This window comes from Paenibacillus sp. Y930 (assembly GCF_056786375.1).
This window is the reverse complement of sequence record NZ_JBXCIX010000003.1, coordinates 628,552-644,201: the sequence shown is the minus strand read 5'-3', so window position 1 is coordinate 644,201 and position 15,650 is coordinate 628,552. Positions and strand designations below refer to the sequence as shown.

The window sequence follows — 15,650 nt, the reverse complement described above, 5'->3', positions numbered from 1 at the left end:
AACCTTATTTTTCATTAAACAGTTTGAAAGTATTATAACTATTTAACAGCAATTCGACTACTACTATTATAGAATTGTTAATTTTATTAAGAAAAGAGTGATTGTATATGATGAACAAAATGATTACGTTACGTACTCGTCCGCAAGGATGGCCAACAAACGAAACGTTCGAATTTAAGGAAATGCCTGTAAACCAACCTGAAGATGGGCAGATTGTCGTTCGTTCGCTGTACTTTTCCGTTGACCCATATATGCGAGGTAGAATGAACGATGGAAAATCTTATATACCGCCTTATAAATTAGGTGAGGCCATCGTTGGCGGTGTAGTTGGAGAGGTTATTGAATCACGAACTGAAAAGTTTAGTCCTGGTGATAAAGTAATGGGATATTTAGGATGGAGGCTATATAACGTTGTTGATCCGACGGAAGTTCGCCTAATCGATGAGAATATAGCACCGTTGTCTGCTTACTTGGGTGTAATTGGGATGACTGGTTTAACAGCTTATTTTGGATTAATGGATATTGGTAAGCCAAAGGCTGGAGAGACTGTTGTTGTTTCAGGTGCTGCAGGGGCAGTAGGATCTATTGTAGGCCAGATTGCTAAAATTCAGGGAGCTCGCGTTGTAGGTATTGCAGGTTCAGATGAGAAGACTAAGCTACTTACTAATAAGTTTGGCTTTGATGCGGCAGTTAATTACAAAACTTCTTCTGATCTCCAAGCAGCAATCGCACAAGCTTGTCCAGATGGCGTTGATGTCTACTTTGATAATGTTGGCGGTGATGTAACTGATGCAGTTATGAGCTTGCTGAACGACTATGCTAGAATTCCGCTCTGTGGTTCAATCTCCTCTTACAATAAGGAGCCGGGTACTGATTTACGACCTAGCATATTAACGCAGCTAATTAAAACTCGTTCGATGATTAAAGGTTTCGTGCTTAGCGACTATTCAGACCGTCTAGGCGAGGGAGCTCAACATCTTGGAAAATGGATGATGGAAGGTAAGTTGAAATACGAGGAAACGATTATTGAAGGATTTGACCGAATTCCAGAAGCATTTTTAGAGTTATTCAAAGGAACGAATGTAGGGAAAATGCTTGTCAAAGTAACAGCTGATGAAGGTTAACTTCTAAAAAACTAACTAGAATAACGTCGATAAGAAAGTAACTTTTATGCGGGATTATGACGGGGGCATCATTAAAAATCAGAAACAAATGGACCACATCACAAAGATGTGGTCCATTTGTTGTAGTGCGCCACGCATGGGTAGATGTGTTTTCACAAAAATATTGGACACCTGGTATAATCTTAATAGGACTCATATAAAAAGAATAATATGCGAAGCGATATAGTGCAATAATGGGGTGATGGTATGACAGAAGTAACTGCTAATAAATGTCCAATTTGCAGTAATGATAATAAATGCGGCAATCTTACAAGTGAATCGAATGACAAATGCTGGTGTAGTGCAGAGAGCTTCTCCAAAGAGTTATTAGCAATGATACCAGCAGATCAATTGGGTAAATCATGTGTTTGTAAAGACTGCCTTATCAAGAAGAGTTGAGGTGATACAATCATCCAAAAGAGGTAACTTCTTGATTAATGTTATTAAAATTATTCCAAGGTTGCTTTTTTGTTATGTACATTAAACTTCAGACAGGAGCATTAATAATTATGAAAAAAATAAAGTTAGCATTAATGGGTTGCGGGCATTTAAATGAGATTGTTGCCAACGCTTTAGAAAACAATTATTTGCCACAATATGAGCTTGTTGGCGCAATGGGAAGGAATCCTGAACGGCCTCACCTCAAGCGATTAGAGATTACACCGAAATCATACTAAAAGGTGGTTCCAACTTGGTGGTATTATCTATTGGAGCATTTGCAGATGCTTGAAATTCACGGGGAAGAAGTACGAACGGGATCTCAATATTTATTCAAGAACCTCTAAAATAGCCGGTTGGAGCGTAGTTGCAGTACTACAAAATGCTGCATCACCAATTGTTTTTTAACAGATGTTAAATTAGATCTACTAGACTGTTACTAGTAATGGAGTGGTAGCGATGAGAGTAGGATATAGCATTTTAACGGAAATAAATATTAATTCTGATGATGTCGTCGCCACTAACTATGGATTAAAGGATATTGAGTTTGAACGAATGATTAAGCTGCTCGAAAAACAAGGCTATATTGAGCGCGTGTTAAGAGCTGGAGATAACTTTTCGTTAAAGCCAGCGCGGTTAACTGAAAAAGGTAAACATTTTTTAATTGAACATTCTCAGCTGGAGGACGAATATCCGAATACAAAAGAAGCATTAAAAGCATGGGTGCAAGTAGACAAGTTAAAGTATTCAAATGGGGCAGGAGCATAATGAGATGCCTTATATTCAATTAGTTATATAAGCACTTTTTATAATTAACTAGTACTAAAATTACAGCCACTATTAAATATAATCCAGAGGTAACTGTAAGGGTATTAAGTACGTCTCCAACTTGAATGGCCATAAAATAATTGAAAAGTTGGTGAATCATAATAGGAATAATGAGATTATGATTCAAGTTGTAAGATGCAGTTATGATGATTGATATAGCGACAATACCACCTAAGAAACAAATGATATATTGCACCAATTGTAATCCTGTGAACCCTGACATAAGCCATAATGGTGTATGCCAGAAACCCCAAGCAAATCCAACGATAATGGCTGATTTTAATGGACTGAATCTTTTTTGAAATTCAGTTAATACGAATCCCCTCCACCCTAATTCTTCACCGAGTGGTCCTAAAATTAAATTGTATCCAAATATGATAATAAGTGAAGTCCACGAAGCAGTTAATTGTTCATTTATGGGTACATTCCATATTTTATTAGTAATGATTAGACTACCAATCAAAATTAAAAATTGAATAAGAATAACACATAATACCGTTGATATTCTAATTTTTTCTCTAAATTGGCTTTTTACAAAGTCCCACAGCTTCCTTTGAGGATAGATTCTACGGAACATTATTACGAAAACAAATGTAGCCGTCCATGATGATAGTACGATTAATATGTTTGCTACAGGTTGAGACTTTAATAGAGTCATCGTCAGCCCAATAACAAGAAGAAAACCAAAGAACATGACATAGGTCCATAAAATATACTTTTTTACTACTCCGCTCAAATTAAACACCCTCCTAAAATATAAAAAACCAATAGAACAGTTTGCACTTGTTCCATTGGTATTAAAAATAAACTATGGTGTTACCCCCAGGTCAATATCAATAAAAAATAATTACTCGTCTTCAACTGGAATATATATTTCTAAGAAGGCACGTTCTTTGTCATCTAGATATGTTATAAGTCGAGTATTAACAAAAGCAACCCCTTTGGGCTGAAGTCCTTGCTTGCTTCCCCATTCTAAAGTAGCTGCAAATACTTTATCTTTAATATCATTATTTCCATTCTGATACCGGCCATCCTCAACGATCGTATAGATACATTTAGAATATTGTAAATAACATTCGCTTGTTTCGTTATGTATTGTTTCATGCTTTTCTACAATATACATCTTGGAATCTAGCAACCCATTTTCATCAAAAGTAAATGTTCTCATGATTTTGCTAAGAATATCGTCCTTCATCATATCTATATTTTCCAAAACGGAAGGATACTCTAGAAAAGCAAAAAAGTCGGAAAACTCACCGATTACTTCATAGGTTGGCAATTCCCTTATCGAGTAGTGGTTTAAATGTTCATTCAATTGCTCACAGAATGCTTTTGTTTCTTTTATTTTTTGAAGCATGTATATGTTATTTCGTATCGTTTCTTCTAATTGTTCGGCTTTTATTTCTAATAAGGTTTCGAGCTCTTCTATTGCTCTACCTTCTTGGAGTTTTCTAACTTCTTTCATCGATAAGTTTCTCTTTTTATAAAAATCTGCAACTAATAAGGTATAAATATCATATTCATTATACTGCCGATAATTATTTGTTTCATCATGGTTTGGGTTTACAATACCTTGTGCTTCGTAATACCTCAGTGCATCTCTTGATACACCTAGAAATTCTAACAATTGACTTGTTCTATATGTATTCTTTTCCATTTCATATTGACCTCCTAAAGGTATGCTAGTCATAGAGTAAATTTAAAAGATCCGGGATATAATTACGGTTTTTTAATTTTTATCAAGTGTTTCTACATAAACTTTACATTGATATTAACATAAATATCTAATTTAATTGCTAATTACACCGGAAGAAGACAATGAATCATCATAACACTCTAAAGTTTGTATTCTGTTCTCCTATTTTGACTGAGAAATAACGATAATAATAGAGTACGGATTTTTACAAGTTAAAGACGGTTTTTTATATGTTATTCCCGGGGAGGTGTCCCTTATGATGAGAAAATATAGACATAGTATCCTATTCGATTGAACAGGAGTGACATGACGATGAAAAATATGAATATTAAGCACAAGTTATTTATTTTTATATTTATTGGAGCCTTTCTAACGAGTGGACTAGGCTTATTATTTGTACAGATGTCACAATATTTATATAACGAAATTATTTATCGAGAAACAGCGGATAAGTTCTATTTATTTTCTAAGCGGATTGAAGATGAAATGAAGGCGGTCGATCAACTATCGCTAGTAATCATGTCAGATCCAGATGTCCAACAATATTTGAAAACGATCAAAAAAGGGGCAGATACTTATGAGGCATATATTGCCACAAATGATCTAAGGAAAAAACTAGAGGCTAATCAATCGTATCAATCCTCAGTAGTTTCTATTGAGATTTTAGACTGGTTTAATAACTCACATTCTGTTGGCCTAATTGCGACATTGACGGACCGTAAGCTTCGGAAGGAAATCCAAAATGGCGCAGAAGCTTATGAGGGGGCAGCTTACTGGGAAGGCGGCTTACTTAATGAAAATAATTTTTATTCGTTGCGGCAGATTAGGGAAACATCGATATTGAGTTTGCAGCCGCTTGGCACTGTTATTATGCATGTAGCTGCTGATAAAATGATTTATTCTTCGGCAAATGAAAAATATCGTTATGGTTCGACATTGCTTATTAAATCTGATGATAAATTTATCTATCCAGCGCAAAGTGGTTTTAACACCAGTGATTTTCAATATGACACGAGTAAGGATTATAGTTTCATTCAATTAAATAATGAACGGTATTTGAGTGCGCAATTCACCATGGATTATACGGGATGGACGTTTATTTACTTAGTTCCTTATGGTTCTATTTTTGAAAATGTACGAGTAATGAAGGTCGTGCTTATTAGTCTCTATACGATTATTTTGCTTGTTATACTATGGATTGGGTTGAAAATATCAAGAGGAATTACACGTCCTCTAGAACGATTAACAGCTAAGATGTCAGTGGTGGAGAAGGGGCAGCTAGAAACTGACCGTCTTGAAATTTTGGAACGTGACGAGATAGGCAAGTTGAGTCGGAACTTCGATCGTATGGTAGAAAAGTTAAACATACTTATCCAAGAGGATTATGTTAAGCAGATTATGCTTAAGGAAGCAGAATACGAAACTCTAAAAGCAAAAGTAAATCCACATTTTCTATATAATACGTTAGAGTCTATTAACTGGCTAGCGAAGATAAAGGGACAGCCTCAAATATCTAATATGGTTAAAGCGCTCGGAGATTTGCTGCGTAATGCGATCAATGAGAAGGAATTTATTTCGGTACATGAGGAAATTACGAATCTAGACAATTATATTATGATTCAACGCTTTAGATATGAAGAGAGACTGAACTATCATTTGGATATTCCGGATGAGCTGCATTCGCTATATATGCCGAATTTTATTCTCCAGCCTATCGTTGAAAATGCAATTAAATATAGCGTAGAGGATATTCAAGGTCACTGCGAGATCAAAGTTTCGATGACTGCCTCAAACCAGCAGCTTACGATTATAGTGGAGGACACCGGTCCAGGTATGGATGAGCATTACTTAACTAAGTTGAAAAATGATCATATTAAGGCAAGTGGTACGGGGATCGGATTAAGAAGCATCGATGAACGATTGAAGATGCTGTATGGAGCTACTTATGGAATCCAGATTCTTAGTGTATTAGGCGAAGGGACCACAATCGTTATTTCAATACCATATATGAAGCAACCATTTCCAGTAGAATCGGGGAGAACACTATGAGTAAATATACGGTTTGTTTAGCGGATGACGAACGGATGATTAGAGAAGGCATTGCTACTTTAATTCCATGGGAACAGTTAGACTTACAATTTATCGGATCTGCCTCGAACGGTTTACTTGCTTATCATCAGATCGCTGAGCTCAGACCAGATATTGTTATTACCGATATTAAGATGCCCGAGATGAATGGACTTGAATTGATCAAGCTGACTCTGGAACGTTTTCCTGATACGCAATTCATTGTGCTGTCAGGTTTTAATGAGTTCGAATTTGCCAGCCAAGCTATGCAATATGGAATAAAGCACTACTTACTGAAGCCATGCAACGAAGTCGAGATTATTCAAGTACTGCATAAGGTTGTTACGGAGCTAGATCAGACAAGAAGCAAAAGAAGCTATATGGTAGATATTGAAGGGCAGCTAGCAGAAGTACTGCCCATTAAGCAGGAGCAGTTAATTTTAGATTTTCTGCTGAATCCAATCTCCAATAGAACGAAGCAAGAACTATTTAAGGACACGTTACAAATGGAGTACGAACGGCTACGTATCATATTAATTCAGCTTTCGAAGGGTTATGAACAGGAGCAAGCTCAAGCTTTATATGGCATGATTGGCAAATGGAATGATCATTGTCGAGTTATATTTGGCAAGGCTATTGAAGATAAGTTTGTTTTGATGGTAGAGGATGAACCACAGATGGATCTCTGCGGTCTATCTGCGATCATTAAAAATGAATATTTAAGCGATTCTAATTTGCAGGTTAATTTTGTGATAAGTGAATCTTGCCGTATCAAAGATGTAGGAGAGACCTATCACGATGCGCTTGAAAAACTAAGATATCGTAATTATTTCGGACAGTCTAGTGTATTTACAAAGGAAATTGGCGTCAAGCTTCCATCGGGAGGATCTGAGCAATTAAACTTACTTGTTGATCAAATTGTAACAAGTATTAAACTTGGGGATATCGAATCGCTAATGGAGCGATTGACGTTATTTTTTGATAAACTGCGTGACATGCGTGAAGAAATTCATCTTACGATTGGCTATTGTATCGAGCTTATAACAGAAATTATACGGAAAACTGACCCAGATCCCTCGAATACGAGGATGCAGCAGATTGCCCCAATATTAGAGATGAAATCATTGGAGGAATTCCATCACTATGTACGGGATGTTTGTCTGGAGCGGACTAAGGAAGCGAAGCTAATTAGAGCAGACAAGAATCAGTTACTCGTTCAACGGATGGTGGAGCTCATTGATGAACACTTATCTGATAAGGAGCTTAGCTTGCAGTGGCTGGCTAAAGATATATTTTATTTGAATGTCGATTACTTAGGAAAGTTATTCCGTAAGGAAATGAATGAGAAGTTTTCTCAATATGTAACGAGAGTTAGAATAGAGCGAGCAATGGAACTGATTTTAGCCGATGCAGAATGTAAATTGTATGAGGTTGCAGAACAATCCGGCTTCGGCGATGACGCCCAATACTTTAGCAATGTGTTCAAAAAACAAACAGGAGTATCCCCATCAGAATACAAAAGAAAACGCATTCAATTGTAATTTCAGTACTGTTTTTTCCATGTTTGGTTTGGTTTATTCTATTAAATTAAATGAGCAGATGTCATAAGATAAATGTGTAGCAAAGAACGTCTTAACCGATTCGGTGGAGCGTTACTATACCTTATATTATAAAGGGAGTGTATGTATGAAAAAAAGAATGTCAGTTATATTATCATTGTTGGTAGCGGTTACATTATTAATCGCTGGTTGTGGGAGTTCATCCAATACGCCCAAAGATTCATCCCCCTCACCAGAAACGGAAGCAACCAAGAAGCCAGATGAACAGAAAAAAGATGAAAAAATTACGCTTCGTATGACGATTTGGGGTTCCTCTGAAATGACCATCAGTAAGAACAATGCCGTAATCAAGAAATATGAAGAACTATACCCAAATATTAAAATTGAAGTTGAGAACTATGCTGGTGATGTATATCCAGACAAACTAAGCGTCATGGCTGCTTCGAATAATTTGCCAGATATTATTCGGATGGACTACGCAGATATTCAAAATTACGCTAAGAAGGATTTGCTGCTACCGCTTGAGCCGTTCGTCAATGATAATACGATCAATCTTACGGGAATCGATCCAGCACATACGGATACCGGAATAATCGATGGAGTCTTGTACGGATTGAATATCGGAAATAATGCACCAGTCATGTTCTATAATCCTGAATTGTTGGAGCAAGCGGGAATTACAGCTCCTACGCCTGATTATACATGGGAGCAGTATGAGCAAGATATGCAAACTGTAAAGGATAAGCTTGGTGTCTATGGTGATACCCATATGGGTTCACAAATATTAGCAGTCTGGATTAGGCAGCATGATGCTCACCTCTATAATGAAGCACAAAATGCGCTAGGTTATGATGATGATAAAATTGTTACAGATTTCTTTGATATGCAACTTAGATGGCAGGAAAAGGAAATCATTTCACCTTTAAGTATTGAACTTGAAATTAAAGGTCTAGAAGATGGTCCTTATGCGAAAAACAAAGCAGCGTTCGGCTCTGGTCTAGGGTACTGGAGCAATCAAGCAGATGTATTTGTAAATGCGCTGGGACATCCGATTGGTTATGCAATGTACCCTGGCTCAGGGGATGGAAAGGGCATGTATATTAAACCATCATTCTTCCACTCTATTGCCAAAAATTCTAAGCATCCGCAAGAAGCAGCAGCATTCATCGAGTTCTATACGAACAGTTTGGAAGCGGGTAGAGAGCTAAATGGATATTTCGGAATACCTTACAAACAGGAAGTTATTGATGGGATGCAAGATATATTGTCAGATACACAGAAGAGCATTATCGACTATTTGGCAACGGTTAAGGATTACTCAAGCATTATCGATAAACCGGATCCACCAGGTCATAAAGAAGTAATGAAGCTGTTCAAAAATATTACCGATGAGATCTTCTTTGAGAAGATAACTTCAGCTGAAGGAGCTAAGAAGTTCCGTGAGCAAGCGAATGCTGTGCTGGCTAAAGAAAACTAAACTATTCATGATGATAGGATTGAGGTGAGAAAGATGCAAGAAACAAAAAGACCCAAGCTACGCAGATTTGAGACGGTGAACGGGTACTTGTTCATCTCACCTTGGTTAATTGGGTTTCTGTTATTCACGATGGCCCCAATGGTTGCTTCCTTATATTTTGCCTTTACGCGTTATAGCATTCTTTCTTCACCGGAATGGATCGGGCTGGGTAACTTCAAAGAGATGTTTACCAATGATGCACGTTATTTGGCATCCTGGAAAGCGACGTTAACCTTTGTTTTCGTCGCTGTTCCTCTCCGCTTAATATTTGCTTTGGCAGTTGCTGTATTGCTGAATACGAAGCTGAAATTTCTCGGTTTTTTCCGAGCAACGTTCTACTTGCCTACATTAATAGGCGGCAGCGTAGCTGTTGCGATTATGTGGCGGCAATTGTTCGGAATGGAGGGGGCATTTAATTCGATATTGTCCTCGCTATTCGGAATAAACAATCCGATATCTTGGATTACCCATCCATCTACTGCAATGTGGTCACTCATTCTTCTTTCAGTATGGCAATTCGGTTCTGCGATGCTCATTTTTCTAGCGGGGTTGAAGCAGGTTCCGATATCGTTGTATGAAGCTGCTGATATCGATGGAGCAGGTCGTTGGCTGAAATTCAGAAAAATAACATTGCCTCTGCTCAGTCCCGTATTATTATTTAATCTAATTATGGGCATTATTAGTGGCTTCAAAGTATTTACGGAAGGTTTGATTGTAACGGGTGGAGGACCATTCGATAAAACCTTGTTCTATGTTCTCTATTTGTATGAGAAGTCATTCAAGTATTATGAGATGGGATATGGCTCAGCGATGGCTTGGATGCTGCTCATTGCAACTGGCATACTTACAGCGATCGTCTTTCTTACTTCTCGTAACTGGGTATTCTACGAATCGGGGAGGAAATAAGCGATGTCGATTAAGTTGAAAAAGTTCAAAAAGATTCGTAGTGTTGTAGTACATTTACTCGTTTTCATGGCGGCATGCGTAATGATCTATCCGGTTCTGTGGATGCTATCGAGTTCACTCAAGGAAGGTAAAGATATTTTCGTTAATGCACATCAATTGATACCAACCGTCTTTACTTTCGATAATTATATTCAAGGATTTAAGGGGTATTCTGGCCAAAGCTTCAATGTGTTTTTCAAAAATTCGCTTATTGTAACACTATCTTCGATTGTTGGTACAGTATTATCTTGTACGGTAGTAGCGTATGGATTTGCTAGAATTCACTTCAAAGGGGCAGCATTTTGCTTCGCATGTATGATGATGACGATGATGCTGCCAGCAGAGGTATTAACTATTCCTCAGTATATTTTCTTTCAGAAGATTGGTTGGGTCAATACGTTCGCTCCGCTAATCATTCCAGCTTTCTTCGGCTCTGCGTTTTTCATATTCTTGCTTGTACAGTTTATTAGAGGGCTGCCGCATGAACTAGATGAATCGGCGAGAGTAGATGGATGCGGACATGGAGGAATTCTGCTGCGGATTATGCTTCCATTGCTTTTGCCACCGATTATTACAGTATCGATTTTCAAATTTTATTGGACATGGGATGATTTCTTTAGTCCGCTTCTATATTTGACTAAGCCAGAGACGGCGACTGTAGCCTTAGCATTGAAAAATATGTCAGACAATTCATTCGGTACGAGCTGGGGTCAAGTGTTCGCGATGTCAATTCTATCACTAGCTCCTGTATTTCTGATCTTTCTAGTCCTGCAGAAATATATCGTTGAAGGGATCAGTACGACAGGTATGAAGGGATAACAACGGTTGTAATAAGATAAGTTGCGACTTCCTACTTTACAAGAATGGAAAGGAAGAGATATATAATGACAATCTATCAAGCGAATGATCAAAGATATGAAACGATGAACTACCGTAGAAGCGGAGCATCAGGGTTAAAGCTACCGACACTATCACTAGGGCTATGGCATAACTTTGGCGATGTGAATACTGTTGAAAACTCTAGACAGATGGCTCGAAGAGCCTTTGATCTAGGTATTACTCATTTCGACTTAGCGAATAATTATGGACCGTCGGCGGGTTCGGCGGAAGAGACATTTGGTCAAATTTTAAAAAAAGATTTGCATGCTTATCGGGATGAACTCTTGATCTCGACTAAAGCGGGCTATTATATGTGGCCTGGCCCCTATGGAGAATGGGGCTCACGCAAAAGTATGCTGGCTAGCTTGGATCAGAGCTTGAAGCGGATGGGATTAGATTACGTTGATGTTTACTATTCTCATCGTCCAGATCCCAATACTCCACTAGAAGAAACGATGGGAGCACTGGATCATGCAGTCCGTCAAGGAAAAGCATTGTATGCAGGCATCTCGAATTATAGTGTAGAAGATACAAAATCTGCGATCAAAATTTTAAAATCATTGGGTACACCGCTGCTTATCCATCAAGCTTCTTATTCGATGATGAATCGTCAGATTGAAGATGGCTTATTGGATGTACTCGGCAATGGTGGTGCTGGATTCATCGCCTTTAGTCCACTAGCTCAAGGTATGCTGACTGGTCGTTATCTAGATGGCATTCCGCAGGATTCACGTGCTGCAAGTACAAGTAGTCCATTTTTGAAGACTGGTGATATTACAGAGGAAAAGCTGAATACGATTCGGGATTTGGGCAAAGTGGCATCAGATCGGGGTCAGACGCTTGCTCAGCTTGCACTTAGTTGGGTACTGCGCGATGAACGAGTGACTTCAGCTATTATTGGTGCAAGCAAAGTTAGCCAGATTGAGGAAAATATTTCAGCAGCTCAGCAGTCAGTCTTCTCAGATGAAGAGATATTGCAAATTGAACGGATATTAGGATCTTAAGCGGAATGGGTAACAATTACGGTGTTGAACATAGTAGCACGAGGCTACATGCTTTGCTGGCTGAAATGAGAAAGCGGGGTTTGATGTCAGCTTGGATTACTGCTCCGGCAAACGTATATTATATAACGGGTTGGATGTGTAATCCACATGAACGCTTCTTAGGTTTATATGTGGACGCGATAAAGCTAGAGGCAATATTGTTTGTACCTGCGTTGGATTACGAGTCAGCAGCTTATGCGGTGTCGGCAATAAGTAAAGTAGTTGCGATATCGGATGAGCAGGAGCCATTTGCAGTGATCGGGAGTGTTCTCGGTGAAGGCAGCAGCGGAATTATTGGCTTGGAGAAACGTCATGTGAATGTAGAACGCTTTGAAAGTTTCATCGCTATTCATCCGAAATCGACGTTTGTGGATATGAGTAACATTTTAATGGGTTTGAGAATGATCAAGGACTCTAGTGAAGTAAGACATCTAGAAATGGCGGTTCATATAGCAGAGAAAGCGCTGACTGCTTCACTTGGCTATATACGTGTGGGCATAACAGAGCTGGAGTTGGCAACGGAAATAACTTATCAGCTGCGTGAAGCAGGTTCTGAGAAAGTGTCTGCTCCAATGGTGCTCGCGGGTGAAAACAGCGCACTGCCACACGGTCATACCGACCATTATTGTTTACAGGAAAATGATTTTGTGATGATAGATTTTGGGGCCTATGTACAGGGTTACGGCTCTGATCTTACCCGCACATTTCTGTTAGGTGAAGGAACGAAGGAGCAAGCGAGGATCTATGAAGCCGTCCTCGAAGCTAATCAACGAGCTATTTTATCTATTGCCGTAGGCAGTCCCTATTTCGTGGTGGACTATGCGGCAAGACAATGTATTGAAGAACAGGGTTACGGAGCTTACTTCACGCATCGGACCGGTCATGGGCTAGGTATTGAGATGCACGAGGAGCCATCGATTCATGGAGCGTGTGAACAACGAATTGCGCCAGGTCATTTGTTTACAGTGGAGCCTGGTATATACGTTCCTGGGTTAGGGGGCGTAAGAATCGAGGACGATGTATATATACAAGCATCTGGCCAGGTTCGAGTGTTGTCGAATCTCTCGAAGGAGCTGCAAAGATTGTAGAGACGCTCCATTTTTTCGACTTTTGAAAGGCTACTTTTTGAACATGTACGATCAACTAAATGACAAAGGACTGTGATTACATTGGATAAAAAGAATAGAGTATTGCATGCACTCAACAATCAACCCGTAGATAAGGTCCCGGTAGGCTTTTGGTTCCATTTTTCTGATGAAGAGGCTGAAGGGCAAGCATGTATTGATGCACATGTTCAGCATTATAAAGATAGTGATATTGATTTCATCAAAATTATGTGCGATGGCTACTTTCAGTTTCCAATCTCTGTTGACATTCAAGAAGCTTCGGATTGGCGCAAGCTTAAGCCGCTGAGCAAGGATCATCCTTATATGAGAGAACAGGTAGCAAGAGCGAAAGGGATCAATGAAGGATTGAATGGTGAATGCTGCACCTTTTATAATATATTCGCTCCGTTCTCCTGCATCCGCTTTGGCAGCTCAGACGAAATTGTTATGCGTCATTTGAAGGAAGACCCTGAAGCTGTTATGTATGCTTTGAATGTTATTGCTCAAGATCAAGCGACATTGGCAGAGCTTATTATTAAGGAAGGTCAATGTACCGGTATTTATTATTGCCTGCAGGGTGGGGAAGTGGATCGCTTTACTTACGAGGAGTATAGACAATGGATTACACCAAGTGATCGCTACGTACTAGACCATGCTAATCAAATTAGCGATAACAATATGATCCATTTATGCGGCTGGGCAGGTATCAAAAATCGGATGGAATGTTGGCAGGACTACCCAGCTAAGGCGTATAATTGGGCCGTATTTATTGAAGGATTAAGTCTGAAGGATGGGATGGAATTCTTTGGAGGCAAAGCTGTTCTAGGAGGGTTTGATAATCGAGGATCTGGCGTGTTAACAAGAGGTAAGAAGGAAGAGGTTATCCAATTTACAACTGAATTAATTAAGGAAATTAACGTACCGGGACTTATTATAGGTGCTGATTGTTCGCTGTCCTCGGATATTGATAAGCAACGTATCCAATGGGTCGTAGAGGCAGTTGAAGCGTTGAAATAGTTGGGCAGGAGAAGAGATAATCAATAATCAGGTCGGGAGTGTGATAAGGGCATGCTAATTGGGGATTCGGTTCGGCAGTACAAGAATGAAATTATTCATCATATACAACGGCTTATTCAGATTGAAAGTGTGATCGATGATCCAAAGCCAGGCATGCCCTATGGCGAGGGTGTACATCGTGCTCTGCATTATATGTTGGATTTGGCTTCAGAGTTAGGATTTCAAACCAAACATGTGAATGGATATGCAGGGCATGCTGAATTTGGCTCAGGTGAGGAAATCGCCGCTGTCGTTACTCATGTTGATACTGTACCGCTCGGTGATGGTTGGAATTATCCTCCGTTAGCTGCAATGATTAGTGATGGTAAAATCTATGGTCGAGGTGCATCTGATAATAAGTACGCAGTAGTTACAGCACTTTATAGCCTCTATACGTTGAAGCAGGCAGGTATCATCCCGGAACGCAGACTTCGGGTCATCTTCGGAACGAACGAGGAGAATGGCATGTTCGATCTGGATTATTACTTTGAGCAAGAACCACTCCCAGACTTAGCATTTGTTGCAGATGGTGGATATCCGATATCGAATGCGGAAAAAGGCACGTTGACGATTACTTGGGAGCAGCAGTTTGAATCCGATGGTAATAACAATCAATTGGAGATTATAGGTGGTGGTGCTGCCAATGTAGTGCCAGATCTATGTCATGCTAGATTGCTTACAGCTGATGGCATTCAGCTTAGTACATGGGAAGAAGTCGGTAAGTCAGTACATGGCGCTTGGCCTGAGAACGGAATTAATGCGATCACATATATGATTGATAAGCTAACAAAGTCGATGCCTTCTGCTGGGCTAGTGGCAGAGCCTTTCATAAACTTTCTTCAAAGGCAGATAGGTTTGGAGCTGGATGGAGCTTCTCTAGGTATTGCCTTTGAAGAAGAGATACATGGGGCTGTTACAGTGAATTTGGCTAATATTCATCTGAATGGCGAAGGAGCTATCGTAACCTTAAATATTCGCTATCCGATATCGGTGAACGGGGATGAAATTATCGCTGCACTTACTGAAATGGCGAGCGAAGTAGCAATTAAGACGACTGTAATCAATCATATGCCCGCATTGTATATGCCCCCAGAGCATCCATTGATCGGGATGCTGAAGAGGGCCTATGAAACAGTGACGGGAGAACCAGCTTATCTTGTCTCCATGGCAGGAGGGACCTATGCGAAGAAGCTGCACAATCGTGGGGTCACATTCGGTCCTGGTTTCCCGGGTGCTCCGGACACTCGTTTTCACCAATCAGATGAAAATATCGGAATCGCTCAAGTGATGCGTCACGCCGAAGTTTGTACACAGGCATTGTATGAGCTGTCAAGGAAATAAAAACTACTTCATA

Annotated in this window: 15 protein-coding genes; 13 read left to right on the top strand and 2 right to left on the bottom strand. The window is 39.4% G+C overall.

The window, feature by feature from the left end:
- Positions 1 to 107: 107 nt before the first annotated feature.
- The 4 genes from AC1TO5_RS11750 (at position 108) to AC1TO5_RS11735 (ending at position 2,369) form a co-directional block, all read left to right on the top strand.
- Positions 108 to 1,124 carry an NADP-dependent oxidoreductase gene (locus AC1TO5_RS11750; protein WP_482062987.1) on the top strand — a complete coding sequence of 339 codons (1,017 nt, stop codon included), beginning with the start codon at positions 108 to 110 and terminating at the stop codon, positions 1,122 to 1,124.
- A 246-nt stretch (positions 1,125 to 1,370) separates the two neighbouring features.
- Positions 1,371 to 1,562, top strand: a complete 192-nt coding sequence (locus AC1TO5_RS11745; RefSeq protein ID WP_482062986.1) for a cysteine-rich CWC family protein — start codon at positions 1,371 to 1,373, stop codon at positions 1,560 to 1,562.
- Positions 1,563 to 1,636: 74 nt separating this feature from the next.
- Positions 1,637 to 1,840, top strand: a complete 204-nt coding sequence (locus AC1TO5_RS11740; protein WP_482062985.1) for a hypothetical protein — start codon at positions 1,637 to 1,639, stop codon at positions 1,838 to 1,840.
- Positions 1,841 to 2,060: 220 nt separating this feature from the next.
- The gene (locus tag AC1TO5_RS11735; RefSeq protein WP_482062984.1) at positions 2,061 to 2,369 is read left to right on the top strand and encodes a hypothetical protein; all 309 of its coding nucleotides are present in this window, start codon (positions 2,061 to 2,063) and stop codon (positions 2,367 to 2,369) included.
- 19 nt (positions 2,370 to 2,388) lie between these two features.
- Here AC1TO5_RS11735 and AC1TO5_RS11730 read toward each other — a convergent pair whose 3' ends face one another.
- Together AC1TO5_RS11730 and AC1TO5_RS11725 are read right to left on the bottom strand one after the other, a co-directional pair.
- On the bottom strand, positions 2,389 to 3,165 hold the full coding sequence (locus AC1TO5_RS11730; protein WP_482062983.1) for a CPBP family intramembrane glutamic endopeptidase: 777 nt from the start codon (positions 3,163 to 3,165) through the stop codon (positions 2,389 to 2,391).
- Between the two features lie 111 nt (positions 3,166 to 3,276).
- The gene (locus tag AC1TO5_RS11725; protein WP_482062982.1) at positions 3,277 to 4,086 is read right to left on the bottom strand and encodes a MerR family transcriptional regulator; all 810 of its coding nucleotides are present in this window, start codon (positions 4,084 to 4,086) and stop codon (positions 3,277 to 3,279) included.
- A gap of 351 nt (positions 4,087 to 4,437) precedes the next feature.
- Between AC1TO5_RS11725 and AC1TO5_RS11720 the strand changes: the two genes are divergently transcribed.
- The 9 genes from AC1TO5_RS11720 to AC1TO5_RS11680 all read left to right on the top strand — a co-directional run bounded on the left by AC1TO5_RS11720 (position 4,438) and on the right by AC1TO5_RS11680 (position 15,637).
- Positions 4,438 to 6,174: a sensor histidine kinase gene (locus tag AC1TO5_RS11720; protein ID WP_482062981.1), complete on the top strand. Its 1,737-nt coding sequence runs from the start codon at positions 4,438 to 4,440 to the stop codon at positions 6,172 to 6,174.
- Entirely contained in the window at positions 6,171 to 7,733 is a 1,563-nt protein-coding gene (locus AC1TO5_RS11715; RefSeq protein WP_482062980.1) for a response regulator transcription factor, read from the top strand. The genes AC1TO5_RS11720 and AC1TO5_RS11715 overlap by 4 nt, the downstream gene beginning before the upstream one ends.
- A gap of 145 nt (positions 7,734 to 7,878) precedes the next feature.
- On the top strand, positions 7,879 to 9,228 hold the full coding sequence (locus AC1TO5_RS11710; protein WP_482062979.1) for an ABC transporter substrate-binding protein: 1,350 nt from the start codon (positions 7,879 to 7,881) through the stop codon (positions 9,226 to 9,228).
- 33 nt (positions 9,229 to 9,261) lie between these two features.
- Positions 9,262 to 10,173 (top strand): carbohydrate ABC transporter permease, encoded by a 912-nt coding sequence (locus tag AC1TO5_RS11705; RefSeq protein WP_482062978.1) that lies wholly within the window; start codon positions 9,262 to 9,264, stop codon positions 10,171 to 10,173.
- A 3-nt stretch (positions 10,174 to 10,176) separates the two neighbouring features.
- Entirely contained in the window at positions 10,177 to 11,031 is an 855-nt protein-coding gene (locus tag AC1TO5_RS11700) for a carbohydrate ABC transporter permease (protein ID WP_482062977.1), read from the top strand.
- Positions 11,032 to 11,096: 65 nt separating this feature from the next.
- Entirely contained in the window at positions 11,097 to 12,095 is a 999-nt protein-coding gene (mgrA, locus tag AC1TO5_RS11695; protein WP_482062976.1) for an L-glyceraldehyde 3-phosphate reductase, read from the top strand.
- A gap of 5 nt (positions 12,096 to 12,100) precedes the next feature.
- Positions 12,101 to 13,222: a M24 family metallopeptidase gene (locus AC1TO5_RS11690; protein WP_482062975.1), complete on the top strand. Its 1,122-nt coding sequence runs from the start codon at positions 12,101 to 12,103 to the stop codon at positions 13,220 to 13,222.
- Positions 13,223 to 13,303: 81 nt separating this feature from the next.
- Positions 13,304 to 14,257, top strand: coding sequence for a uroporphyrinogen decarboxylase family protein (locus tag AC1TO5_RS11685; RefSeq protein ID WP_482062974.1), 954 nt, complete (start codon positions 13,304 to 13,306; stop codon positions 14,255 to 14,257).
- Between the two features lie 51 nt (positions 14,258 to 14,308).
- Positions 14,309 to 15,637 carry a Sapep family Mn(2+)-dependent dipeptidase gene (locus AC1TO5_RS11680; protein ID WP_482062973.1) on the top strand — a complete coding sequence of 443 codons (1,329 nt, stop codon included), beginning with the start codon at positions 14,309 to 14,311 and terminating at the stop codon, positions 15,635 to 15,637.
- Positions 15,638 to 15,650: the final 13 nt, after the last annotated feature.

Bases quoted from the DNA above. Each gene is read 5' to 3' on its own strand.
- AC1TO5_RS11750 (WP_482062987.1), top strand. From the start codon at position 108: ATGATGAACAAAATGATTACGTTACGTACTCGTCCGCAAGGATGGCCA.
- AC1TO5_RS11745 (WP_482062986.1), top strand. From the start codon at position 1,371: ATGACAGAAGTAACTGCTAATAAATGTCCAATTTGCAGTAATGATAAT.
- AC1TO5_RS11740 (WP_482062985.1), top strand. From the start codon at position 1,637: ATGTACATTAAACTTCAGACAGGAGCATTAATAATTATGAAAAAAATA.
- AC1TO5_RS11735 (WP_482062984.1), top strand. From the start codon at position 2,061: ATGAGAGTAGGATATAGCATTTTAACGGAAATAAATATTAATTCTGAT.
- AC1TO5_RS11725 (WP_482062982.1), bottom strand. From the start codon at position 4,086: ATGGAAAAGAATACATATAGAACAAGTCAATTGTTAGAATTTCTAGGT.
- AC1TO5_RS11720 (WP_482062981.1), top strand. From the start codon at position 4,438: ATGAAAAATATGAATATTAAGCACAAGTTATTTATTTTTATATTTATT.
- AC1TO5_RS11715 (WP_482062980.1), top strand. From the start codon at position 6,171: ATGAGTAAATATACGGTTTGTTTAGCGGATGACGAACGGATGATTAGA.
- AC1TO5_RS11710 (WP_482062979.1), top strand. From the start codon at position 7,879: ATGAAAAAAAGAATGTCAGTTATATTATCATTGTTGGTAGCGGTTACA.
- AC1TO5_RS11705 (WP_482062978.1), top strand. From the start codon at position 9,262: ATGCAAGAAACAAAAAGACCCAAGCTACGCAGATTTGAGACGGTGAAC.
- AC1TO5_RS11700 (WP_482062977.1), top strand. From the start codon at position 10,177: ATGTCGATTAAGTTGAAAAAGTTCAAAAAGATTCGTAGTGTTGTAGTA.
- mgrA (WP_482062976.1), top strand. From the start codon at position 11,097: ATGACAATCTATCAAGCGAATGATCAAAGATATGAAACGATGAACTAC.
- AC1TO5_RS11690 (WP_482062975.1), top strand. From the start codon at position 12,101: ATGGGTAACAATTACGGTGTTGAACATAGTAGCACGAGGCTACATGCT.
- AC1TO5_RS11680 (WP_482062973.1), top strand. From the start codon at position 14,309: ATGCTAATTGGGGATTCGGTTCGGCAGTACAAGAATGAAATTATTCAT.